Genomic DNA, 22,051 nt, shown 5'->3' on the forward strand with positions numbered 1-22,051 from the left:
AGGTAATTAAGTGCTGAACAGCATGGCACTTAACTGATAAAATCAGAGTCTTGCAAATTGGCTTACGCCCTTTGCATCCAGGCGCAGTAGTATATCATCTTTGTACCGTGGCTGCTGCCCCGATTACCCTTCCCGTCAATGCGAAAAGTGCAGGGATATTTTGCTAATCATTTTTCATCAGCTACCATGAGCGCTTACTGATGAAAAATGATAAGTCAGGACTAAAAATGCCGAAAAAAGCCGAACAGCCAGTCAGCTTCGAAACCTCACTGCAACAGCTGGAGCAGATTGTCACCCACCTCGAAAGCGGTAATCTGCCGCTGGAAGAGGCGCTGAATGAGTTTGAGCGCGGCGTGCAGCTGGCGCGCGCCGGGCAACAGACACTGCAGCAGGCTGAACAGCGCGTACAGATTTTACTGAGCGATGATAAAAACGCCGACCTGACGCCCTTCACGCCGGAAAATGACTGATGGATTTCAATGTGTTACTCACCGCGCACTACCAGCGGGTGAATGCCGCACTGCAACACTATATTGCCCAACTGCCCTTTCAGAGTAGTCCACTGGTGAATGCCATGGAATATGGGGCATTATTAGGGGGTAAGCGGCTGCGACCTTTCCTGGTGTATGCCACCGGCACGATGCTGCATGCCGATGATGCCGCACTCGATGCGCCTGCTGCCGCTGTGGAATGTATTCACGCTTATTCTCTGATCCACGACGATCTTCCTGCCATGGATGATGACAGCCTGCGTCGCGGCCAGCCCACCTGCCATATTAAGTTTGGTGAGGATTCCGCTATTCTTGCCGGGGATGCGTTGCAGACCCTGGCGTTTTCCATCCTTGCCGATACCCCGATGCCCGGCGTGACGGCAGAAGCGCGGATTGCCATGCTGTCGGAGCTGGCACAGGCCAGTGGCGTTGCCGGAATGTGTGGCGGCCAGGCGCTGGACCTGGCAGCGGAAGGTAAGCAGGTTGATTTACACGAGCTGGAACAAATTCACCGTCATAAAACCGGTGCATTAATCCGCTCTGCGGTGCGTCTTGGCGCACTGACGGCCGGTGAGCGCGGGCGGGCGGCCATGCCTGCACTCGATCGCTATGCGAACGCCATCGGCCTCGCTTTCCAGGTACAGGACGATATTCTGGACGTTATCGGCGATACCGCCGTGCTCGGCAAACGGCAGGGAGCCGATCAGCAATTAGGTAAAAGCACCTACCCGGCATTAATGGGGCTTGACAGTGCACGGGCAAAAGCATGGGATCTCCATCAGGAGTCCCTCAGCGCATTAGAAATGCTTGCCGCACAGTCGTATGACACCACCCCGCTGCGGGCGCTGGCAGGCTTTATAATTGAACGCGACAAATAACCTCCAAATGAGTCTCTGATGAGTTTTGAACCTGCAAAATACCCGACGCTTGCTCTGGCAAGCACGGTGCAAGAATTACGTTTGCTACCGAAAGAGAGTCTGCCAAAACTCTGTGACGAGCTGCGCCAGTATCTGCTCGACAGCGTGAGTCGCTCCAGCGGTCATTTTGCTTCTGGTCTGGGCGTGGTGGAACTCACCGTAGCGTTACATTACGTCTATAACACGCCGTTCGATCACCTGGTGTGGGATGTCGGTCATCAGGCCTATCCGCACAAAATCCTGACCGGACGTCGCGACCGTATCGGCACCATTCGTCAGAAAAACGGCCTGCACCCTTTCCCCTGGCGCGATGAAAGTGAATTTGACGTGCTTAACGTCGGTCACTCATCGACGTCAATCAGCGCCGGTCTGGGCATGGCCGTGGCGGCAGGAAAGGAAGGGAAAGATCGCCGTACCGCCTGTGTGATCGGCGATGGCGCAATCACCGCAGGCATGGCATTCGAGGCGATGAACCACGCCGGAGATATCAAAGCCGACCTGCTGGTGGTGCTGAACGATAATGAAATGTCGATTTCAGAAAACGTCGGCGCGTTAAACAACCGTCTGGCGCAGATCCTGTCCGGTAAAACCTATTCACGCCTGCGTGAAGGGGGCAAAAAGGTGCTGGGCGGCCTGCCACCGATTAAAGAACTGGTGAAGCGCACCGAAGAGCACCTCAAAGGCATGGTGGTGCCGGGCACACTGTTTGAAGAGCTTGGATTTAACTATATTGGCCCGGTTGACGGCCACGATGTGCTGGCGCTGGTACAGACCCTGCGCAATATGCGGGCGCTGAAGGGCCCGCAGTTCCTGCATATTATGACCAAAAAAGGCAAAGGCTACGCCCCGGCAGAAAAAGATCCTATCAGCTGGCATGCCGTGCCGAAATTTGACCCGGCCAGCGGTTTGCTGCCTAAAAGCGCCGAAGGTCTGCCGAGTTATTCGAAGATTTTTGGTCAGTGGCTGAGTGAAACGGCGGCAGAAGACAGCAAGCTGATGGCGGTGACGCCTGCTATGCGCGAAGGTTCAGGCATGGTCAGCTTCTCACGTGATTACCCACAGCAATATTTTGATGTGGCAATTGCGGAACAGCATGCGGTGACCTTTGCCGCCGGGCTGGCCATCGGCGGCTATAAGCCCGTCGTGGCGATCTACTCCACCTTCCTGCAGCGCGCCTACGATCAGCTGATACACGATGTGGCGATCCAGAAACTTCCGGTGCTGTTTGCTATCGATCGCGGTGGCATCGTCGGTGCAGACGGACAGACGCACCAGGGGGCATTCGATATCGCCTTCCTGCGCTGTATTCCAAATATGGTGATCATGACGCCAAGCGATGAGAACGAGTGCCGTCAGATGCTGTACACCGGCTATCATCACAGCAGCGGCCCCAGCGCGGTGCGCTACCCGCGCGGTAACGGCACGGGTGCGTCGCTGGAACCGCTGGCCTCTCTGCCGCTCGGTAAAGGACGCAGGCTGCGACAGGGGGCGGATCTGGCTATCCTCAACTTCGGTACGCTGCTGCCAGAAGCGGCTGCCGCTGCGCAAGCACTGAATGCTACGCTGGTGGATATGCGCTTCGTGAAGCCGCTGGATGAGGCATTAGTCCTTGAGCTGGCTGCCAGCCATGATGCGCTGATTACCCTTGAAGAAGGTGCAATCAAAGGCGGTGCCGGCAGCGGTGTTAACGAACTGCTGATGGCAAAACGCCGCCCGGTACCGGTGCTGAATATCGGCCTGCCGGATGTATTTATTCCACAGGGTACCCAGGAAGAGGTCCGTGTGGATTATCAGCTGGATGCTGACGGTATCCGCCAGCAAATCGAAACCTGGCTGGCGCAGTAGTCAGCCGGATTTTGTGATACAAAATGCTCCCTTTTCCGGGAGCTTTTTTTTGCCTGCTATCCTTACAGAATGATTAATAGCAGGAGTCAGCATGAAAACCCTTCAGTTAGCCAATACCGACCTGACCGTTTCCCGCCTGTGCCTGGGCTGCATGACCTACGGCGAGCCTGACCGTGGCCGTCATGCCTGGACGCTGCCCGAAGAGAGCAGCCGCCCGCTGATTAAGCAGGCGCTGGACGCCGGAATTAACTTTTTTGACACCGCCAACAGCTATTCTGACGGCAGCAGCGAAGAGATTGTTGGCCGTGCCCTGCGCGACTTTGCCCGCCGGGATGACGTGGTGGTAGCCACCAAAGTCTATTTCCCGATGAGCAACCTCTCCGGCGGCCTGTCGCGCACCAACATTCTGCAATCGATTGATGACAGCCTGCAACGCCTGGGGATGGAGTATGTCGATCTGCTGCAGATACACCGCTGGGATTACAATACGCCGCTGGAAGAGACGCTGGAAGCGCTGCATGACGTGGTAAAAGCGGGTAAGGCGCGCTATATCGGTGCCTCCTCCATGCATCCCGAGCAGTTTGCCCATGCACTGCACACCGCTGACAGCAACGGCTGGACGCGTTTTGTCAGCATGCAGGACCAGTACAACCTGATCCAGCGTGAGGAAGAGCGGGAAATGCACCCTCTGTGTCTGCAGGAAAACATTGCCGTACTGCCGTGGAGCCCTCTGGCTCGTGGCCGCCTGACGCGTCCGTGGGGGGAAACGACGGCCCGCTCCGTCTCTGACGAATATGGCGAAACGCTCTACAGCCAGAGTGAAGAAAATGACGCTGAGATTGCAGAGAGACTGGCAAACATTGCTAAGGATAAGGGGGTCAGTCGGGCGCAGATCGCCCTGGCCTGGCTGTTGAGTAAACCGGTGGTGGCCGCGCCGATTATCGGGGCGTCGCGCAGTGAACAGCTGGACGATCTGGTGAAAGCCGTCGGGGTAGAATTAACCCAGGAAGAAATTTTTGAACTGGAGAGTGTCTATCAACCGCACCCGGTGGTCGGGTTCGAATAATAACCGGGGTGGATGTTAACCCCAGTCGAACGTGATAACGGGCCGACCAAAAAGGTCGGCCTCTGCGCGTCAGCCCGCCAGGTACTGCGCGGCTCCCCAGAGCAGTCCGGCAGAGATCACCCCGGCAATGATGTCATCGACCATGATCCCCATGCCGCCGTGAACGTTACGGTCAAACCAGCGGATCGGCCAGGGTTTCCAGATATCCAGTACGCGGAACACCAGGAAGCCTGCCAGCACCCACGGCCAGCTGTTCACCGGGATTGCCATCAGCGTAATCCACATGCCGATAAACTCATCCCAGACAATACTGCCGTGGTCGTGAACGCCCATATCCTTTGCGGTACGGTGGCAAAGATAGACACCGATACTGATACCCAGCAGCAGTACCAGAGAATAGAGATCCTGCGGCAGCAGGTTAAGCAGATACCAGAACGGTATCGCGGCCAGGGAACCCACCGTCCCCGGCATCCACGGGCTGAGGCCGCTGCCAAAGCCGGTAGCCAGCAAATGCCAGGGGTTGCTCATCTTCAGGCGACTTTTCGCCACATCCTTAGCGCGAGCCAAAATGATCAAATCCTTTCAGGTTCATTTCTACCGGCTTATCGTCCTGTAACAGCGTCAGCCCTTCCGACTGCGGAGCAATCTGCCCGATGCAGGTAAACGGCACGCCGAGATATCCCAGCGCCACATCCAGCGCACCCCGGTTAATCTCCGGAACGGTAAAGCAGAGTTCATAATCTTCACCGCCGCTCAGCGCCCAGCGCAGCGCCTGCTGCGAGTCGAAATGCTGCTTCATCACCGCTGACAGCGGCAGGGCATCAAGATTAAGACGCGCGCCGCAGTCGCTGGCTTTAAGGATATGGCCCAGATCGGAGATCAGCCCATCAGACAGGTCAATAGCAGAACTGGCCAGATCGCGTAGCGCCTGTCCCTGAAGAATACGCGGCATCGGCCGTAAATGGCGCTTAATCAGCGTCTCATGGGCGGCAGGATCGTTTATCTTCACATGGTGCTGCAGCAGCTCCAGGCCGGCGGCACTGTCACCCAGCGTCCCGGTAACGTAGATCCAGTCCCCCACGCGTGCTCCGCTGCGCTTCAGCGCCCGTCCCTGCGGCACCAGGCCGTGAATACCCAGCGTCATGCTCAGTGGTCCGCGCGTGGTATCACCGCCAATCAGCTGCATGTCATAGTAGTCGAGCAGCTCAAACAGGCTGTCGCTGAAGTCTCTGAGCCACGCTTCATTGATTTCAGGCAGCGTCAGGGCCAGCGTCAGCCACGCAGGATCTGCGCCCATGGCAGCCAGGTCGCTGAGATTCACTGCAAGGGCTTTATAACCGAGATCGGCGGGATGGATGTCGCGCAGGAAATGCACACCTTCCACCAGCGTGTCAGTGCTGATCGCCAGCGTCTGTCTTTCCGCTACGCTGAGTAATGCACAATCGTCACCGATGCCTTTTTCAACATCGCGACGGGAACTGGTAACACGGTCAAAATAACGTGCGATCAGTTCGAATTCGCCACAAGCCATAATGCATTCCGGGAGTATAAAGAAGAGGCCGTGATTAGCGGCCTCAGAGAATTATTTGCGGTTAGGACGGATAAACGGGCCAGCTTTGTCCAGCACGCCGTTGACAAACTTATGGCTGTCTTCAGCACCGAACACTTTAGCCAGTTCGATCCCTTCATTGATCGCAACTTTGTAGGGAACATCTGAACGCTTGCTGAGTTCAAACAGAGAGATACGCAGGATAGCCTTCTCGACCTGCCCCAGCTCTTCCAACTGGCGTGACAGGTAAGGTTGCATCAGGCCGTCGAGGTATGCACTGTTAGTTGCAACGCCGCCGACCAGCTCACGGAAGTAATTAATATCGACGTCTTTAACGTCCTGTTCCGCCAGAAACTGGTATTCGACATCAGCGATGTCGTTTTTGGATATCTGCCAGGAGTAAAGTGCCTGAACAGCACATTCACGGGCGCGGCGACGAGCAGCAGGTTTCACGAAATTCCCCTTAAAATCAGGCTTTGATGGCTTTCAATACGTTAATCATTTCCAGAGCGGTCAGGGCTGCTTCAGCCCCTTTATTACCCGCTTTGGTTCCGGCGCGTTCAATGGCCTGCTCGATGTTTTCCGTCGTCAGTACGCCAAAAGCAACCGGGATATCGCTGTTCATGGCAACGCTGGCCAGGCCAGAGCTGGCCTCACCTGCCACATATTCGAAATGGGCTGTACCGCCACGGATCACGGTGCCAAGTGCCACAACGGCATCATGCTTGCCGGTATTTGCCAGCGCACGTGCGGTCATTGGCAGCTCATAGGCACCCGGAACCCAGACTACGGTGATGTTTTCATCTTTGACCTGACCAATACGTTTCAGGGCATCAATGGCACCGCTCAGCAGGCTGTCGTTGATAAAGTTGTTGAAACGCGCAATAACCAGGGCAACGCGCGCATCAGGAGTCGCAACAGCAGCTTCAATAATCTTCATAATCTTCCTTTCAGGGTTCTGTTTGGCCCCGCAGGGGGGCGGATTCTATCATACTCTTCACGGGTCTGCTTGTTTTTGCGCAAACCCCTATAATGGGGCCAGCGTCAGGCGTAAATCAGGCCCGACCTGGCGAACGTCACTAAAGGCAAAAGCCGGAGCATCGCTGAGGTGCTCCAGGCCCGGCAGCTGACACAGCCCGCGTGCGCTATCGCCCAGCAGTCTGGGAGCAAGATAAACGATCAGTTCATCCACCACGCCTGCCTGCAATAGTGCACCGGCAAACTGCGCCCCGGCTTCCACCCAGACGCTGTTAATCTGTTTTTTCCCCAGCAGCATCATCATCGCCACCAGATCGAGTCGATCGTGATGGCGCGGAACGCGCAACTGCGTCACATTTTCCGGCCATGCCTCTGCATCACACTCCGTGCGTGCCAGCCAGGTCTCCCCGGATTGTGCAATAAGTTGATGCTGTGGGGTGACGCGATTCTGGCTATCGACAATAATTCTCACTGGCTGACGCAGCAAATCTGCGGGATAGTCGGCCTGAGTGGCCGCGTCCAGTTCATGATGACGCACCGTCAGCGACGGATTATCCGCCAGCACGGTGGCACTGGTGCTGAGGATGGCTGAGCTTTGCGCGCGCAGACGCTGAACATCACGCCGCGCCTGCGGAGAGGTAATCCACTGGCTTTCACCACTGGCCAGCGCGGTGCGGCCATCCAGCGATGCGCCAAGTTTAAGCTGCACCCAGGGGAAGCCGGTGCGCATACGCTTGAGAAACCCGCGATTCAGCGCTTCCGCTTCCTGCATCATCAGGCCGTGGCTGACATCAATGCCGGCCTGTTGCAGGCGGTACAGCCCACGCCCTGCCACTTCCGGATTGGGATCCTGCATCGCGGCAACCACTCGGGTTACCCCTGCGCCGATCAGAGCATCGCAGCACGGCGGCGTACGCCCGTGATGGCTGCACGGTTCCAGCGTGACATAAGCCGTTGCACCTGCGGCTTTTTCCCCGGCCATGCGCAGCGCGTGCACCTCTGCGTGAGGTTCCCCGGCGCGCAGATGATACCCTTCACCGACGATCTCGCCGTCGCGAACAATCACGCAGCCGACGTTCGGATTCGGCGTAGTGGTAAAACGACCGCGCCGCGCCAGCTCCAGCGCACGGGCCATGTACACTTCATCACGCATGGTGTCAGTCCTGTAGGCGGGCGATCTCTTCGCCAAATTCGCGGATATCTTCAAAACTACGGTAGACCGAGGCAAAACGGATGTAGGCGACTTTATCCAGTTTTTTCAGCTCATCCATCACCAGACTGCCAATCACCTTGCTCGCCACTTCGCGTTCACCGGTCGCACGTAGCTGGCTTTTGATATGGGTGAGCGCCGTTTCCACGGCGTCTGAATTGACCGGGCGTTTTTCCAGCGCTTTCATCAGGCCGCTGCGCAGCTTGTCTTCGTTAAACGGTTCACGCACGTCATTGCTCTTCACCACGCGCGGCATCACCAGCTCGGCCACTTCAAAGGTGGTAAAGCGCTCGTGGCACACCAGGCACTGACGGCGGCGGCGCACAGAGGTGCCTTCCCCGACCAGACGGGAGTCGATCACTTTGGTATCCACGGCAGAACAGAATGGGCAATGCATGACGCGTCCTGATAATCCTTATGAGTAGCGGCTAGTGTAACGCGAACCCGGCGGCGTGCCAAAGCGGAGTGGGAAAAACAGCCGTAATTTTATGTGGTTCAGGCAACAAAATGCCGTATTTCTTTGCAGGCGATCAAGACCCGTTTGCTCTAAGATAAGCCATTGGCTTTTATCCAAAGGAAATGAACAATGACAAGCGCTTATCTCCGACTGTCACTGGGGTCGCTGATACTGCTGACAGGCTGCGCCAGCACCTCTCCACAGCCCAAAATTAATCAGCTACACAACGAAGTCGGGAAACTGACCCAGGAGATGCGGCAGCTGACTCACCAGGCCGCCGCGCTGGAGCAACAGGGCAATCTGAATAGCGGTTCGGCCCAGGGGGCATGGCTGCTGCCTGCGGCCAGTACCGGCGTACTGCTGAAAAGCCAGGCCGGTGAGCTGAAGCTGTCGCTCAGTCATCTGCAGCCAGAAGCGAACGGAACACGTGCTATTCTGCACATCCGCTCCTCAGGAGATGCCCCACTGCCCGCCTTTAGCGCACAGGTGGAATGGGGTGAGCTGGACAGCACCACCGGCAAGCCACTCACGGTTAACAGCCAGGTACAGCAGATTAATGTCCCCGGCGCACTGTTGCCGAAAACCGAAGCAACAGTGCCACTGCGCCTGAGCAATCTGCCACCTGAGCAGCTGGGCTACGTGCGCATACATGAGGTGGTCGTCCAGCCCGCGCCATAAAAAAAGGCCGCATCACAGGATGCGGCCTTTTTGTAGCGGCGAACCGGCTTTCCGGTCCGCCCTCTGTACGCTCTTCCGAGCAGATTAAGGCAGAATCGAAGGCTGATCTGCGCCCTCTTTTTCCACTTTCTGCTGCAGCATATGTTCACGCTTCATGCCCAGCTTCAGCGCCAGCGCAGAAGAGACATAAATCGATGAAATCGTACCAATCGTGATACCGATCAGCATGGTTAACGAGAAGCCTTTCAGCAACGCGCCACCGAAGACGAACAGAATCGCCACCATCGCCAGGGTGGTTACCGAGGTGATAATGGTACGGCTCAGAGTCTGCGTCAGGGAAACGTTGGTGATGTCGTAAGAAGAGCCGCGGCGGATCTTGCGGAAATTCTCACGAATACGGTCCGAGACGACGATTTTATCGTTGAGCGAGTAACCAATGACCGACATCAGTGAAGCGACGATAGTCAGGTCGATTTCCACGTGGAACAGCGCCAGAATACCGGCGGTGATGATCACGTCATGCGCCAGCGCCAGCACGGTACCCAGTGCAAGACGCCACTCAAAGCGGAAACCAATATAGATCAGGATGGCAATCAGCGCTGATAACAGCGCCATACCGCCCGCCTGAGCCAAATCACTGCCTACGCTTGGGCCGACGAACTCAATACGCTTCACCGTCGCCTGCTGCTGGGTGGCCTGGTTGATAGTCGCCAGCACTTTCGCACCCAGCTCCTGACCGGCATTCCCTTCACGCGGCGACATACGCACGATCACATCACGGCTGCTGCCAAAGTTCTGCACCTGCGGTTCGTCAAAGCCTGATTTGACCAGGCTGTCGCGCAGCATATCCAGTTCTACTGGCTGCTCGAGGTTAATTTCAATCACCGTACCACCGGTGAAATCCAGACCCCAGTTAAAACCGCGCACGCCCATGATGGCAACGGATGCAATCAGCAGCAGCACCGAGATGGCAAAAGCCAGCGTGTCCCAGCGCATAAAGTCATAGACTTTACGGCCGTGGTTCATTTGTTCAACACTATGTTCCTGTGACACAACGCACTCCTCAGATAGACAGCTTGTTGATGCGTTTGCCGCCGTACAACAGATTGGCAATGGCGCGAGTACCAATGATTGCGGTAAACATCGAGGTCGCAATACCGATTCCCGTGGTGATCGCAAAGCCTTTAATTGAACCTGTACCGACTGCATACAGAATCAACACTTTAATCAGCGTCGTGACGTTCGCATCAACGATACTGGAGAACGCGCCTTTATAGCCCTCATGGATCGCCTGCTGAACGGAACGCCCGTTGCGCAGCTCTTCCTTGATACGTTCGTTGATCAGGACGTTAGCATCCACCGCCACCGCCAGCGTCAGAACGATACCGGCAATCCCCGGCATGGTCAGCGTGGCACCCGGTAGCAGCGACATGATACCGACAATCAGCACCAGGTTCGCCAGCAGCGCACTGGTCGCAATCAGACCAAATTTCTTATACCACACCACCATAAAGATGATGGAGGCGATCAGGCCCCACAGGCAGGCTTCCAGACCCTGAGTGATGTTCTGCTGTCCCATTGTCGGGCCAATAGTACGCTCTTCAACAATCTGGATTGGCGCAATCAGCGCACCCGCACGCAGCAGCAGCGAAAGCTGACGGGCCTCGTTAGGGTTGTTGATGCCAGTGATACGGAAGCTGTTACCCAGACGAGACTGGATATTGGCAACGTTAATCACCTCTTCCTGCTTCACCAGAATCGAACGGCCGTTGGCGTCTTTCTTCCCGCTGTCTTTGTACTCAACAAACAGGGTTGCCATCGCTTTACCGACGCTGTCCTTGGTGAAGTTGGACATAATGTTACCGCCAGCGCTGTCCAGGGAGATATTAACCTGAGGCTGGTTGTATTCATCGGTGCTGGAGGTGGAGTCAGTAATGTGGTCACCGGTGAGGATCACCCGCTTGTACAGCACAACTGGCTGCCCGTCACGCGTGTCTTTCACTTCAGAGTCGCCCGGCACACGGCCATTCGCCGCTGCAGTGGCATCCACGCTGGTGTTCACCAGACGGAATTCCAGCGTAGCCGTTGCGCCAAGGATCTCTTTCGCACGTGCCGTGTCCTGAATACCAGGCAGTTCGACAACGATACGATCCGCGCCCTGACGCTGTACCAGCGGCTCCGCTACGCCCAGCTGATTCACGCGGTTGCGCAGAATATTGATGTTCTGCTGCACTGCATATTCACGGGCTTCACGCAGACGTTCGTCACTCATTACGGCCGTCAGGGCATTGCTGCCGCTGCTGTTGATGACCATATCGCGGTGACGGCCAGCCAGATAACTGACGGCCTGGTCACGCGCGGCGGCATCACGGAAACGAATTTCCATACCATAATTGTTAGTTTTACGAACGTTAACGTAAGGAATGCTTTTGTCACGCAGATCGCTACGCAGGTTGTCGATGTTCTGCTCCTGGAGTTTCCCCAGAGCGGTATCCATATCGACTTCCATCAGGAAGTGAACGCCACCGCGCAGATCGAGACCGAGCTTCATCGGTTCCGCATTCAGCATTGCGAGCCATGATGGCGTCGCAGGCGCGAGGTTCAGCGCCACGACGTAATTCTCGCCGAGCGTCTTCAAAATTGCTTCACGCGCGCGCATCTGCACGTCGGTGTTAGCGAAACGCGCCATAATAGCGCCATTTTCCAGGGCCAGTGATTTGCTCTGGATATTCTCTTGTTTTAATGCGGTCTGGATCTGAACCAGCGTTTGCTCACTGGCGGCGCTTCCGCGCGCACCAGTGATCTGAACGGCCGGATCCTCACCATACAGGTTAGGCAGCGCATACAGCAGACCGACGAGTAATACGACGATCAGCATGATGTACTTCCACAAAGGATAACGGTTTAACACGGCAGTTCCCTTAGGGAAATCGAAAATTAAAGCGCCTTCATTGTACCTTTCGGCAGAACGGCAGCTACGAAGTCACGTTTGACCACAACTTCAGTGGTTTCGTTCAGTGCGATAGCAACATAGCCTGTTTCAGCTACTTTGGTCACACGACCCACCAGACCACCGGTAGTCAAAACTTCATCACCTTTAGAAATGGAGTCCATCAGTTTCTTGTGCTCTTTAGCACGCTTCTGCTGAGGGCGAAGGATCATAAAGTAGAAAATCAGACCAAATACAACCAGCATGATCACCAGAGAGTAAGGACTTCCCTGAGATGGTGCTGCGGCTGCCACGGCTTCAGAAGTGAAAAAGCTCATTAAATTTCCCTCATTGTTTAATTATCAGACGGTAATGGCGGAACCGCCGTCCCCGTCCGTTGGTAGAATTCGGTCACGAAGCGTTCTAACGTACCCTCTTCGATTGCCTGGCGTAAGCCCGCCATCAGGCGCTGATAATAACGCAGATTGTGGATGGTGTTCAGACGCGCACCCAGAATTTCGTTACAGCGATCAAGATGATACAGGTAGGCACGGCTGTAATTGCGGCAGGTGTAGCAGTCGCATTCAGCATCAAGCGTCGAGGTGTCATCTTTATATTTCGCATTGCGGATTTTCACCACACCGTCGGTAACGAACAGATGTCCGTTACGCGCGTTGCGGGTTGGCATCACACAGTCAAACATATCAATGCCACGGCGCACGCCTTCCACCAGATCCTGTGGCTTACCCACGCCCATCAGATAGCGCGGTTTGTCCTGAGGAAGCTGCGGACAAACATGCTCCAGAATACGATGCATGTCTTCTTTTGGCTCACCGACCGCCAGGCCGCCCACAGCGTACCCATCAAAGCCAATATCTACCAGCCCTTTAACCGAGACATCACGTAAATCTTCGTAAACGCCGCCCTGGATAATACCAAACAGTGCGTTTTTATTCCCTAAGGAATCAAAGCGATCGCGGCTACGCTGCGCCCAGCGCAGTGACATCTCCATTGAACGTTTGGCGTAATCCCAGTCAGCCGGGTACGGCGTACATTCATCGAAGATCATCACGATGTCAGAACCGAGATCGTACTGAATCTCCATCGATTTCTCAGGATCGAGGAAGATGGCATCCCCGTTGATCGGGTTACGGAAATGCACACCCTTTTCAGTGATCTTACGAATATCACCGAGGCTGAATACCTGGAAACCACCGGAATCGGTCAGGATCGGCCCTTTCCACTGCATAAAGTCATGCAGGTCGCCGTGCAGCTTCATGATCTCCTGACCCGGACGCAGCCAGAGGTGGAAGGTGTTACCAAGGATGATCTGTGCGCCAGTATCGATCACTTCTTCCGGGGTCATGCCTTTCACCGTGCCGTAAGTCCCGACCGGCATAAATGCCGGCGTTTCTACCACGCCGCGGTCAAAGACCAGACGGCCACGACGAGCGCGACCATCGGTTGTGTCTAATTCAAACTTCACATTGCCTCCACCAGAGAAACAGTCTGATGTAATTAGTGTTTAAGGGCAGGACATGCCTCGCCCCTGCGGGATAAATTACTGGCCCGGGATCTCGGCGTAAGCCAGAGGATTGCGGGTAATAAACATCGCATCACCATAGCTGAAGAAGCGGTACTTTTCAGCTACGGCCTGCTGATAGGCCTGCATAGTATGCCGATAACCCGCAAATGCCGAGACCAGCATAATCAGGGTTGATTCAGGCAGATGGAAATTAGTGACCAGCGCATCAATCACCTGGTAGTGGTAGCCTGGGTAGATGAAGATTTTGGTATCACCAAAGAATGGCGCAATCAGCGCATCCTGTGCCGCCTGCGCCGCGCTCTCCAGCGAGCGCACCGAGGTAGTCCCGACCGCAATCACCTGGTTGCCGCGGGCTTTACAGGCCAGCACCGCATCGACCACGTCCTGCGGCACTTCCGCATACTCGGCGTGCATGATGTGATCTTCGATGGTGTCCACGCGCACCGGCTGGAAGGTGCCCGCGCCGACATGCAGCGTCACAAACGCCGTCTCAATGCCTTTCGCGCGCAGGGCCGCCAGCAGCGGCTCGTCAAAGTGCAGGCCGGCAGTCGGCGCCGCAACGGCACCGGGTTTCTGGCTGTACACCGTCTGGTACAGTTCCCGATCGGCGTCTTCGTCCGGGCGATCAATATACGGCGGCAGCGGCATGTGGCCGATCGCGTTGAGAATATCCAGCACCGGACGCGGGTCACTGAATTCAATTTCAAACAGCGCATCATGGCGGGCAACCATCGTCGCCTGCACGCTTTCATCGTCACCCAGCAGCAGTTCACTGCCTGGTTTTGGCGCTTTCGAAGAACGCACGTGGGCCAGCACACGTTTGTCGTCCAGCATACGCTCGATCAACACCTCAATTTTGCCACCGCTGGCCTTACGGCCAAAAATACGTGCCGGGATCACCCGCGTATTATTAAATACCAGCAGGTCGCCGGGATTGAGCTTATCCAGCAAATCGGTGAACACCCCGTGCGTCAGTTCGCCATCCGGGCCATTAAGCGATAGCAGGCGGCACCCGCTGCGCTGGGCCTGCGGATAGTGGGCAATCAAAGATTCGGGCAACTCAAAAGTAAAATCGGCAACGCGCATGGTCATTCACAGTCCGGGAAATCAGGGCGCACATTCTAGCTGAAAACTGTTCATAGCTAAACAATCTGCTTAATATCAGCGAAAATTGCGTTAGGATTGTGCCATGAATTATCTTGCCCACCTGCACCTTGCCACCCTTGCCAACAGCTCACTGCTGGGTAATCTGATGGCCGACTATGTGCGCGGCAATCCCTGGCAGCAGTGGCCCGATGCCACCGCTGACGGCATCGCCCTGCACCGCCGCATTGATGCGCTGACGGACTCGCTGCCGGAAGTGCGCAGCGCCCGTCAGCTGTTTCGCGCTGAAACCCGCCGTGTAGCCCCCATTACGCTGGATGTTATCTGGGATCATTTTCTGTCATCTCACTGGGATAAACTGGTGCCGGAAATATCTTTGCCAGCTTTTTTGTCCCATGTCAGAAATGTGATCGAACCCCAGCTTGGCCCGACGCCTGAGCGCTTCCAGAACCTTAACCACTATTTATGGACCGGACGCTGGATGGAACGTTATGCCGACGCGACCTTCCTGGAGGATGTGCTGCGCGGCATGGCCAGCCGCCGCCCGAAGCTGGCCGCACTGGCAGACAGTTATCAGGATTTCATTGATAACTATCAACAGCTTGAAGAGTATTTCTGGCAGCTTTACCCGCGCATGATGGCGCAGGCGGTGCAACGAGAGCTGTAAAATGGCATGCCCATTTTTACACCTTGCCCTTTTTTTAAAAAGGTTATCGTATGATCCAGCTTTAGGATTACATGAATTTTGATAGGTATAACCTATCCGAATAATCGGTACAGCACGCTGGTTCCTGACAGGGCTCGCCCCGTATACTGCCCGCGTCTTGTCACCTTATTTTCAACTTACCTTTTACAGGAGTGAACATGGTCCTGGTAACTCGTCCAGCCCCTGATTTTACCGCCGCAGCAGTACTGGGCAACGGTGAGATCGTCGAAAACTTCAACTTTAAAAAACACACCGCTGGTAAAGCCACCGTTGTGTTCTTTTGGCCAATGGACTTCACCTTCGTATGCCCTTCTGAGCTGATCGCTTTCGACAAGCGTTATGCAGAATTCCAGAAACGTGGCGTAGAAGTGGTTGGTGTTTCCTTCGATTCAGAGTTCGTGCACAACGCATGGCGTAAAACTCCGGTTGATAAAGGCGGCATCGGCGAAGTTCAGTACGCAATGGTTGCTGACATTAAGCGTGAAATCCAGAAAGCCTACGGCATTGAGCACCCGGATGCGGGCGTTGCTCTGCGTGGTTCTTTCCTGATCGACAAAGCCGGTGTGGTTCGCCACCAGGTTGTCAACGATCTGCCACTGGGCCGTAACGTTGACGAAATGCTGCGTATGGTTGACGCGCTGCAGTTCCACGAAGAGCACGGCGAAGTGTGCCCGGCTCAGTGGGAAAAAGGAAAAGAAGGTATGGGCGCATCTCCGGAAGGTGTGGCTAAGTACCTGTCTGAGAACGCGGCTAAGCTGTAACAGCTTCTGCATTTTCATAAAAAGCTCGCTTCGGCGGGCTTTTTTTTCGCCTTTACACCGCAAAATGCCCTCACCCGCATTTTTCGCCACACCTGCCGGTGAAACTTTGCAATGATCCGCGCTGACTGACTTCAAACAACAAGGACGATCCCGATGATAACGACAGCTCTGCGTTTTTCCCTCGTAGCCGTGCTCAGTTCAGCCAGCCTGCTGGCTCAGGCGGCACCTCACTATGTCCTGGAAAAGGTGGTCGAGGTCAGCCGTCACGGCGTGCGTCCCCCCACCGCCAATGACCGTAAAGGCATGGAGGACGGCACCGGGCGCCCGTGGGCAAGCTGGCTGACGTCAGACGGACAGCTTACCGGTCACGGCTACAGTGCAGCCTGGCTGAAGGGGCAGTATGAGGGAAATGATTATCGTCAGTACGGCCTGATTAGCGCAGGCTGCCCGACAGACAAAGATATTTTTGTCTGGGCCAGCCCTTTGCAGCGCACGCGCGCCACTGCCGAAGCGCTGACCGACGGCGCTTTCCCTGGCTGTGGTGTCCCCGTTCATCACTCCCCTGAACAAAACGATCCGCTGTTCCAGAATATTCACCCCGGCTACGCCACCCTCGATGAAGAAGCTCAACGTAAAGGCGCACTGACGGCGCTGGGCGGCTCGCTGAGCGCCGCGCAACAGCGCCTGCAACCGGAAATATCTCTGCTGAAACAGGCCGTCTGCCAGCCGGATACCCCCTGCCCGGTGTTTGATAAAGTCTGGGAAATGAAGTTTGCCTCCGACGGCCGCATTATGATTAGCGGCCTGGATACCCTGGCGGCGATGGCCGAAACCCTGCGTCTGGAGTGGAGCGACAACAAGCCGCTCAGCCAGGTGGCCTTTGGTCATGCTACCAGCGCCGCGCAGATAGGGAAATTGATGGCGATGCTGACGCCAAAATATGATGCCACCAACGACCAGCCCTACGTTGCCCGGCGCGGGGGTTCGCTGCTGATGGACCAGATTGCCAAAGCGCTGCAACAGGGGGTGACGCGCGTGGAGAATGCCCCGCCCGATGCCCGCTGGCTGCTGTATGTCGCTCACGATGTGAATATTGCCTACCTGCGCACCCTGCTGGGCTTTAGCTGGACTCAGGGCGATTACCCGCGCGGCACGGTGCCACCTGCCGGCAGCCTGGTATTTGAGCGCTGGCGGGAAGCACAAAGCGGCCAGCGGTATATTCGCATTCTGTTTCAGGGACAAAGCCTCGACCAGATTCGCCAGCTGACTGCGCTCAGTGCTGAACAGCCTCCGCTGATCTCGGAACTGAAATTCAACGGATGCCAGATGACGGCGGTGGGTACGCTGTGCCCTTACGACACGACCCTGCAGCGTCTGCGCCAGCATATCGATCCCGAACTGCTGATCCCGGTAAGCTATAGCCGCTAAAGCCACGCGGGTGAATCAGCAGTGGCAGCGGGCCGCCATTTCCAGGAAGCCTGCTGCGGCCCGCATGTTTTATGAATTTAGTCAGCGGTCTTGCGCTTCACCCACTGCCAGCTCACCAGCAGCAGGACGATCCAGCCAATACCGACATACAGCGACACGCGGGTGTCCGGGAAGTAGCCAATCAGGCCGATGACAAAAGCGAGGAACAGGATCCCCACCACTGCCGTCGCGCTGCCTCCCGGCATGGCAAATTTCAGCGCTTTCTTCTGCTCAGGCGTCAGCGTTCGGCGGAAAGCAATCTGGGAGATCAGGATCATAATCCACACCCAGACGGTGGCAAACGTTGCCAGGGAGGCAATCACCAGGAACACTTTTTCCGGCATCAGATAGTTAAGATAGACCGCCGCCAGCATCGCCAGCATCATCGCCACCACGGTGACCCACGGGATCCCTTTGCGCGAGACCGTGGCAAACACTTTCGGGGCATGCCCCTGCTCTGCCATACCGTGCAGCATTCGACCCACGCCGAACACATCACTGTTAATCGCCGACAGGGAGGCGGTGATCACCACGAAGTTAAGGATGGTTGCTGCCGCCGCAATGCCCATATGCTGGAACGTCAGCACAAACGGACTGCCGTTGGTCCCGACCTGGTTCCACGGGTAAATCGACATGATGACAAACAGCGTACCGACGTAGAACACCAGAATGCGCAGCGGTACGGTATTAATCGCCCGCGGAATCGACACCTGAGGATCCTTCGCTTCGCCCGCAGTAATACCGATAATCTCGATACCGCCAAAGGCGAACATCACCACCTGCAGCGACAGCACCACGCCTATCCAGCCATTCGGCAGGAAGCCACCGTTGGTCCACAGATTGCTGATGCCGGTCGCCTGTCCGCCGTTACCGATGCCCCAGAAAATAATCCCGATGCCCGCGACGATCATCAGAATAATGGTGGCCACTTTAAACAGCGACAGCCAGAACTCCACTTCACCAAACACTTTAACCGTTGCAAGGTTAATCGCGCCGATAATCAGTACCACGCTCAGCACCCAGATCCAGTGCGGCACATCCGGGAACCAGACGCCCATATAGATCCCAAACGCAGTGACATCGGCGATGGCGACAATCAGAATTTCAAAGCAGTAGGTCCAGCCGGTAATGTAGCCGGAAAGCGGACCAAGATAGTCCCGCGCATAGCGTGAAAATGAACTCGCCTGGGGATTATTGACGGACATTTCGCCGAGGGCACGCATAATAATATACGCAGCCACCCCGCCCACAAGATAAGCAAGAAGGACGCCCGGACCGGCCATCCTGATCGCATCAGCAGAACCATAAAACAGCCCGGTTCCAATCGCCGATCCCAGTGCCATAAAGCGAATATGGCGGGTACTCAGTCCCTTTTTGAGTGTGGTACTTGTCATAGATTCCTCTGTCGGCCCCCTCATCAACAGAGGATAGGGGGGGATTTTACAACGCTATTGCTGATGCGCAGTAACCGACTGGCGGCCTGAAACGCGATCGTACACGGCGACCAATACCAGCATCATCAGTGAAGGCGGCAGCCAGGCCAGCCCCTGATCGGCCAGCGGCAGATTCTGAGTCCAGGCAGGCAGCACCTCTTTGAAGTGGGTAGTTTTAATCGCATCAACAATGCCAAACAGCAGGCTGACCAGCATGGTTGGCGCAATAATTCTGCTGCTCTTATTCCACCAGCGCAGCGTAAAGCTCAGTAATACCAACACGATACACGGCGGATAAATTGCGGTGAGCACCGGGATTGAGAACTGAATCAGCTGGCTGAGACCAAGGTTTGAGACCACCATTGAGAACAGGCCAAGAATAAACACCAGCTGGCGATAGCTAAGAGGCAAATGATGCTCAAAAAATTCAGCACAGGCACAGGTCAGGCCCACTGCCGTCACCATACAGGCAACAAAAATCAGCGCAGCAAGGAAGAAGCTGCCCATATCACCAAAGGTATGCTGCACGTAGGCATGGAGGATTGCCGCGCCATTGGCATTCTGATCGACGATAGACGCGCTGTCAGACCCGAGCTTAAACAGCGCCAGGTAAACCAGCGTCAGACCGATACCGGCGATCAGCCCGGCAATCACCGTATAGCGGGTCAGCAGCTTCGCTTCAGAGATACCGCGTGAACGGGCGGCGTTGACAATCACAATGCCGAACACCAGTGCGCCGAGGGTATCCATTGTCAGATAACCATTAACAAAACCGCTGGAAAACGCCGCGCGCTGATAGTCAGCGGTCGCAGGTGCCAGACCGCCCGCAGGCCACAGCAGGGCTGCAACACCGAGGATAGTGAGCGCGACAATTTTCAGCGGGGCCAGCACGTGGCCCACGGTGTCCAGCAGCTTGCCAGGATAAAGCGAGACGCCAATGACCAGCGCGAAGTAAACCACGCTGTAGGCCAGCAGCGGCAGCGCACCGTCGCCGGTCAGAGGGGCGATACCCACTTCGAACGATACGGTGGCGGTACGCGGCGTGGCAAACAGCGGCCCGACAGCCAGGTAACAGACGGTTGCCAGCACCAGGCCAGCGGCTTTACCAATTGGCGAGCTGAGCGCATCAATCCCGCCCCCCACCCGCGCCAGGGCAATCACGGTGATTACCGGCAGGCCAACGGCGGTGATCAGGAAGCCCAGAGCAGCTATCCAGACGTGTTCACCAGACTGAATCCCCACCATCGGCGGGAAAATAATGTTTCCGGCACCGACAAACAGGGCGAATGTCATAAAGCCCAGTGCCAGAATATCTTTTGAAGTTAAACGATGTGTCATAAGAAATTGTGTTGCCCGTGATGGTGTGGAAAGTCGTGATATCAGGTTGCTGACACAACCTATTTCCCTGCTGGCTCTAAAAACCTTGTCGAATCTGATCAATGCAGTGGAAACCACTTGTATTGGCAATATCGACAGCGAATGTGAGCTGATTATTTTCTGTATACAGGGGGATAACGAAAAAACGGGGGTAAGTAAAACGTTTATAGCGGCGAAAGGCAATACGGGATCGAAAAAGCAGGATGATATAGCGTAAAAAAGTGCATAACCAGTGCATATCTTTAGTTCTGTTCAATAAGGCGTTACATGATTTGTATGTTTCTTATCCTTAGCGGCGTGAGTTTCTGCAATAAACGGGCTTAAGATGCACAAAAAGCGCGGAAAACCGCGCTCTGTACACAAACTGATGCACGGCTACCAGACGCGGCTGGCCACATCCACCACCAGGCGCAGCTTGGCCCACTGCTGTTCTTCCGTCAGGCTGTTGCCCTCTTCGGTCGAGGCGAAACCACACTGTGGGCTCAGGCAAATCTGGTCGAGGCTGACATACTGCGTGGCTTCACGAAGACGCTTTTCGACGGTTTCGGCCGCTTCCAGCTCACCGGTTTTCGTGGTGATCAAGCCCAGCACGACCTGCTGTTTGCCCGGCCGGATAAAGCGCAGAGGTTCAAAACCGCCGGAACGCTCGTTATCATATTCCAGGAAGAAGGCATCGATATTCACGCCGCCAAACAGAATTTCTGCCACCGGCTCGTAGCCGCCTTCCGAGATCCAGGTGGAACGGAAGTTACCGCGGCACACGTGCAGGCCTATCACCATATCGTCCGGTTTACCTTCGACCGCTTTATTCAGCACGCGGGCATAGGTGCGCGCCAGCTCCTGCGGGTCATCACCACGCTCGCGGATCTGCTGCTGCTGATCGTCGGAGCACAGATAGGCCCAGACGGTATCATCCAGCTGCAGATAGCGACAGCCTGCATCATAAAACGCGCTAATCGCATCGCGATACGTCTGCGCCAGATCGTCAAAATAGACATCCAGATCCGGGTACACATCGGCATCAATCACCTTCCGCCCACCGCGAAAGTGCAGCACGCTTGGGCTGGGAATCGTCATTTTCGCTACCGCATCGCCGCTGATACTCTGAAGGAAGCGGAAATCCTCCAGCATCGGGTGGTTGCTAAAGCCCAGCTTGCCGGTCACTTTTACGCCGCGAGCCTTCGTCTGCACGCCGTTAAACTGAATGCCCTGTTCGGCTTCATAACGCTCTACGCCGTCCAGACCATCGAAGAAATCAAAATGCCACCAGGCGCGACGAAATTCGCCGTCGGTCACCACCTGCAGGCCGTTTTCACGCTGCTGAGCCACCACCTGACGGATCGCTTCATCTTCAACGGTGCGCAGTGTGGCGGCATCGATTTCGCCAGCTTCATACTGTTTACGCGCCTGTTTAATCGCGGCCGGGCGCAGAAAACTGCCCACCACTTCGGCACGGTATGGGGTGAATGTCGTCATGATGAAGTTCTCCTGGCCTGCACTCGGCACATAATTTAGTGACGTAATAATGACATTGGGT

The 22,051-nt window shown here is 55.9% G+C and carries 23 protein-coding genes; 9 read left to right on the plus strand and 14 right to left on the minus strand.

The window, feature by feature from the left end; all coding sequences use genetic code 11:
* The first annotated feature begins 227 nt into the window (after positions 1-227).
* From xseB to ABEH87_RS09265, 4 genes are all read left to right on the plus strand, one after another.
* Entirely contained in the window at positions 228-470 is a 243-nt protein-coding gene (xseB, locus tag ABEH87_RS09250; protein WP_346575916.1) for an exodeoxyribonuclease VII small subunit, read from the plus strand.
* On the plus strand, positions 470-1,369 hold the full coding sequence (gene ispA / locus ABEH87_RS09255; RefSeq protein WP_346575918.1) for a (2E,6E)-farnesyl diphosphate synthase: 900 nt from the start codon (positions 470-472) through the stop codon (positions 1,367-1,369). Before xseB ends, ispA begins: the two co-directional genes overlap by 1 nt.
* A gap of 18 nt (positions 1,370-1,387) precedes the next feature.
* Entirely contained in the window at positions 1,388-3,253 is a 1,866-nt protein-coding gene (gene dxs / locus ABEH87_RS09260) for a 1-deoxy-D-xylulose-5-phosphate synthase (RefSeq protein WP_346575919.1), read from the plus strand.
* 91 nt (positions 3,254-3,344) lie between these two features.
* Positions 3,345-4,319 (plus strand): aldo/keto reductase, encoded by a 975-nt coding sequence (locus ABEH87_RS09265; RefSeq protein ID WP_346575920.1) that lies wholly within the window; start codon positions 3,345-3,347, stop codon positions 4,317-4,319.
* A gap of 69 nt (positions 4,320-4,388) precedes the next feature.
* Here the strand turns inward: ABEH87_RS09265 and pgpA are convergent, their stop codons facing one another.
* The 6 genes from pgpA to nrdR all read right to left on the minus strand — a co-directional run bounded on the left by pgpA (position 4,389) and on the right by nrdR (position 8,453).
* On the minus strand, positions 4,389-4,886 hold the full coding sequence (pgpA, locus tag ABEH87_RS09270; protein ID WP_346575922.1) for a phosphatidylglycerophosphatase A: 498 nt from the start codon (positions 4,884-4,886) through the stop codon (positions 4,389-4,391).
* Positions 4,873-5,850, minus strand: coding sequence for a thiamine-phosphate kinase (gene thiL, locus ABEH87_RS09275; RefSeq protein ID WP_346575923.1), 978 nt, complete (start codon positions 5,848-5,850; stop codon positions 4,873-4,875). Before thiL ends, pgpA begins: the two co-directional genes overlap by 14 nt.
* Before the next feature lie 51 nt (positions 5,851-5,901).
* Positions 5,902-6,321, minus strand: coding sequence for a transcription antitermination factor NusB (gene nusB / locus ABEH87_RS09280; protein WP_346575925.1), 420 nt, complete (start codon positions 6,319-6,321; stop codon positions 5,902-5,904).
* A 16-nt stretch (positions 6,322-6,337) separates the two neighbouring features.
* Positions 6,338-6,808 (minus strand): 6,7-dimethyl-8-ribityllumazine synthase, encoded by a 471-nt coding sequence (gene ribE / locus ABEH87_RS09285; protein WP_346575927.1) that lies wholly within the window; start codon positions 6,806-6,808, stop codon positions 6,338-6,340.
* A gap of 87 nt (positions 6,809-6,895) precedes the next feature.
* Entirely contained in the window at positions 6,896-7,999 is a 1,104-nt protein-coding gene (ribD, locus tag ABEH87_RS09290) for a bifunctional diaminohydroxyphosphoribosylaminopyrimidine deaminase/5-amino-6-(5-phosphoribosylamino)uracil reductase RibD (RefSeq protein ID WP_346575929.1), read from the minus strand.
* 4 nt (positions 8,000-8,003) lie between these two features.
* The gene (gene nrdR / locus ABEH87_RS09295) at positions 8,004-8,453 is read right to left on the minus strand and encodes a transcriptional regulator NrdR (protein ID WP_346575930.1); all 450 of its coding nucleotides are present in this window, start codon (positions 8,451-8,453) and stop codon (positions 8,004-8,006) included.
* Positions 8,454-8,642: 189 nt separating this feature from the next.
* Here nrdR and ABEH87_RS09300 point away from each other — a divergent pair, with 189 nt between their 5' ends.
* On the plus strand, positions 8,643-9,191 hold the full coding sequence (locus ABEH87_RS09300; protein WP_346575931.1) for a DUF3251 domain-containing protein: 549 nt from the start codon (positions 8,643-8,645) through the stop codon (positions 9,189-9,191).
* Positions 9,192-9,275: 84 nt separating this feature from the next.
* On the opposite strand, the gene secF is transcribed toward ABEH87_RS09300, so the two are convergent.
* From secF to queA, 5 genes are all read right to left on the minus strand, one after another.
* Positions 9,276-10,244, minus strand: a complete 969-nt coding sequence (gene secF, locus ABEH87_RS09305) for a protein translocase subunit SecF (protein WP_346575933.1) — start codon at positions 10,242-10,244, stop codon at positions 9,276-9,278.
* Positions 10,245-10,254: 10 nt separating this feature from the next.
* Entirely contained in the window at positions 10,255-12,102 is a 1,848-nt protein-coding gene (secD, locus tag ABEH87_RS09310; protein ID WP_346575935.1) for a protein translocase subunit SecD, read from the minus strand.
* Between the two features lie 26 nt (positions 12,103-12,128).
* Positions 12,129-12,458 carry a preprotein translocase subunit YajC gene (gene yajC, locus ABEH87_RS09315; RefSeq protein ID WP_346575937.1) on the minus strand — a complete coding sequence of 110 codons (330 nt, stop codon included), beginning with the start codon at positions 12,456-12,458 and terminating at the stop codon, positions 12,129-12,131.
* A gap of 17 nt (positions 12,459-12,475) precedes the next feature.
* Positions 12,476-13,606 carry a tRNA guanosine(34) transglycosylase Tgt gene (tgt, locus tag ABEH87_RS09320; protein ID WP_346575938.1) on the minus strand — a complete coding sequence of 377 codons (1,131 nt, stop codon included), beginning with the start codon at positions 13,604-13,606 and terminating at the stop codon, positions 12,476-12,478.
* A gap of 75 nt (positions 13,607-13,681) precedes the next feature.
* Entirely contained in the window at positions 13,682-14,752 is a 1,071-nt protein-coding gene (gene queA, locus ABEH87_RS09325) for a tRNA preQ1(34) S-adenosylmethionine ribosyltransferase-isomerase QueA (RefSeq protein WP_346576198.1), read from the minus strand.
* A gap of 103 nt (positions 14,753-14,855) precedes the next feature.
* Here queA and ABEH87_RS09330 point away from each other — a divergent pair, with 103 nt between their 5' ends.
* From ABEH87_RS09330 to ABEH87_RS09340, 3 genes are all read left to right on the plus strand, one after another.
* Positions 14,856-15,437, plus strand: a complete 582-nt coding sequence (locus tag ABEH87_RS09330) for an ACP phosphodiesterase (RefSeq protein ID WP_346575940.1) — start codon at positions 14,856-14,858, stop codon at positions 15,435-15,437.
* Positions 15,438-15,634: 197 nt separating this feature from the next.
* Entirely contained in the window at positions 15,635-16,237 is a 603-nt protein-coding gene (locus tag ABEH87_RS09335; RefSeq protein WP_056233921.1) for a peroxiredoxin C, read from the plus strand.
* Positions 16,238-16,390: 153 nt separating this feature from the next.
* Positions 16,391-17,665 carry a histidine-type phosphatase gene (locus tag ABEH87_RS09340; RefSeq protein WP_346575942.1) on the plus strand — a complete coding sequence of 425 codons (1,275 nt, stop codon included), beginning with the start codon at positions 16,391-16,393 and terminating at the stop codon, positions 17,663-17,665.
* A 77-nt stretch (positions 17,666-17,742) separates the two neighbouring features.
* On the opposite strand, the gene proY is transcribed toward ABEH87_RS09340, so the two are convergent.
* Both proY and brnQ read right to left on the minus strand, forming a co-directional pair.
* Entirely contained in the window at positions 17,743-19,098 is a 1,356-nt protein-coding gene (gene proY, locus ABEH87_RS09345; protein ID WP_346575944.1) for a proline-specific permease ProY, read from the minus strand.
* A gap of 54 nt (positions 19,099-19,152) precedes the next feature.
* Positions 19,153-20,475, minus strand: coding sequence for a branched-chain amino acid transporter carrier protein BrnQ (gene brnQ / locus ABEH87_RS09350; protein ID WP_346575946.1), 1,323 nt, complete (start codon positions 20,473-20,475; stop codon positions 19,153-19,155).
* 25 nt (positions 20,476-20,500) lie between these two features.
* Between brnQ and ABEH87_RS09355 the strand changes: the two genes are divergently transcribed.
* The gene (locus ABEH87_RS09355) at positions 20,501-20,731 is read left to right on the plus strand and encodes a hypothetical protein (RefSeq protein WP_346575948.1); all 231 of its coding nucleotides are present in this window, start codon (positions 20,501-20,503) and stop codon (positions 20,729-20,731) included.
* Between the two features lie 158 nt (positions 20,732-20,889).
* Here the strand turns inward: ABEH87_RS09355 and ABEH87_RS09360 are convergent, their stop codons facing one another.
* Positions 20,890-21,990 carry a cobalamin-independent methionine synthase II family protein gene (locus ABEH87_RS09360; RefSeq protein WP_346575950.1) on the minus strand — a complete coding sequence of 367 codons (1,101 nt, stop codon included), beginning with the start codon at positions 21,988-21,990 and terminating at the stop codon, positions 20,890-20,892.
* Positions 21,991-22,051: the final 61 nt, after the last annotated feature.

The organism is Erwinia sp. Eh17-17 (assembly GCF_039675725.1).
Classification (GTDB): domain Bacteria; phylum Pseudomonadota; class Gammaproteobacteria; order Enterobacterales; family Enterobacteriaceae; genus Erwinia.

Excerpts from the sequence above, each read along its gene's own strand:
- thiL (WP_346575923.1), bottom strand. The coding sequence starts at position 5,850 with ATGGCTTGTGGCGAATTCGAACTGATCGCACGTTATTTTGACCGTGTT.
- ABEH87_RS09330 (WP_346575940.1), top strand. The coding sequence starts at position 14,856 with ATGAATTATCTTGCCCACCTGCACCTTGCCACCCTTGCCAACAGCTCA.
- ribD (WP_346575929.1), bottom strand. The coding sequence starts at position 7,999 with ATGCGTGATGAAGTGTACATGGCCCGTGCGCTGGAGCTGGCGCGGCGC.
- xseB (WP_346575916.1), top strand. The coding sequence starts at position 228 with ATGCCGAAAAAAGCCGAACAGCCAGTCAGCTTCGAAACCTCACTGCAA.
- ABEH87_RS09335 (WP_056233921.1), top strand. The coding sequence starts at position 15,635 with ATGGTCCTGGTAACTCGTCCAGCCCCTGATTTTACCGCCGCAGCAGTA.
- proY (WP_346575944.1), bottom strand. The coding sequence starts at position 19,098 with ATGACAAGTACCACACTCAAAAAGGGACTGAGTACCCGCCATATTCGC.
- ABEH87_RS09360 (WP_346575950.1), bottom strand. The coding sequence starts at position 21,990 with ATGACGACATTCACCCCATACCGTGCCGAAGTGGTGGGCAGTTTTCTG.
- ABEH87_RS09265 (WP_346575920.1), top strand. The coding sequence starts at position 3,345 with ATGAAAACCCTTCAGTTAGCCAATACCGACCTGACCGTTTCCCGCCTG.
- nrdR (WP_346575930.1), bottom strand. The coding sequence starts at position 8,453 with ATGCATTGCCCATTCTGTTCTGCCGTGGATACCAAAGTGATCGACTCC.
- yajC (WP_346575937.1), bottom strand. The coding sequence starts at position 12,458 with ATGAGCTTTTTCACTTCTGAAGCCGTGGCAGCCGCAGCACCATCTCAG.
- queA (WP_346576198.1), bottom strand. The coding sequence starts at position 14,752 with ATGCGCGTTGCCGATTTTACTTTTGAGTTGCCCGAATCTTTGATTGCC.
- dxs (WP_346575919.1), top strand. The coding sequence starts at position 1,388 with ATGAGTTTTGAACCTGCAAAATACCCGACGCTTGCTCTGGCAAGCACG.
- ABEH87_RS09300 (WP_346575931.1), top strand. The coding sequence starts at position 8,643 with ATGACAAGCGCTTATCTCCGACTGTCACTGGGGTCGCTGATACTGCTG.
- ABEH87_RS09340 (WP_346575942.1), top strand. The coding sequence starts at position 16,391 with ATGATAACGACAGCTCTGCGTTTTTCCCTCGTAGCCGTGCTCAGTTCA.
- ribE (WP_346575927.1), bottom strand. The coding sequence starts at position 6,808 with ATGAAGATTATTGAAGCTGCTGTTGCGACTCCTGATGCGCGCGTTGCC.
- brnQ (WP_346575946.1), bottom strand. The coding sequence starts at position 20,475 with ATGACACATCGTTTAACTTCAAAAGATATTCTGGCACTGGGCTTTATG.
- ispA (WP_346575918.1), top strand. The coding sequence starts at position 470 with ATGGATTTCAATGTGTTACTCACCGCGCACTACCAGCGGGTGAATGCC.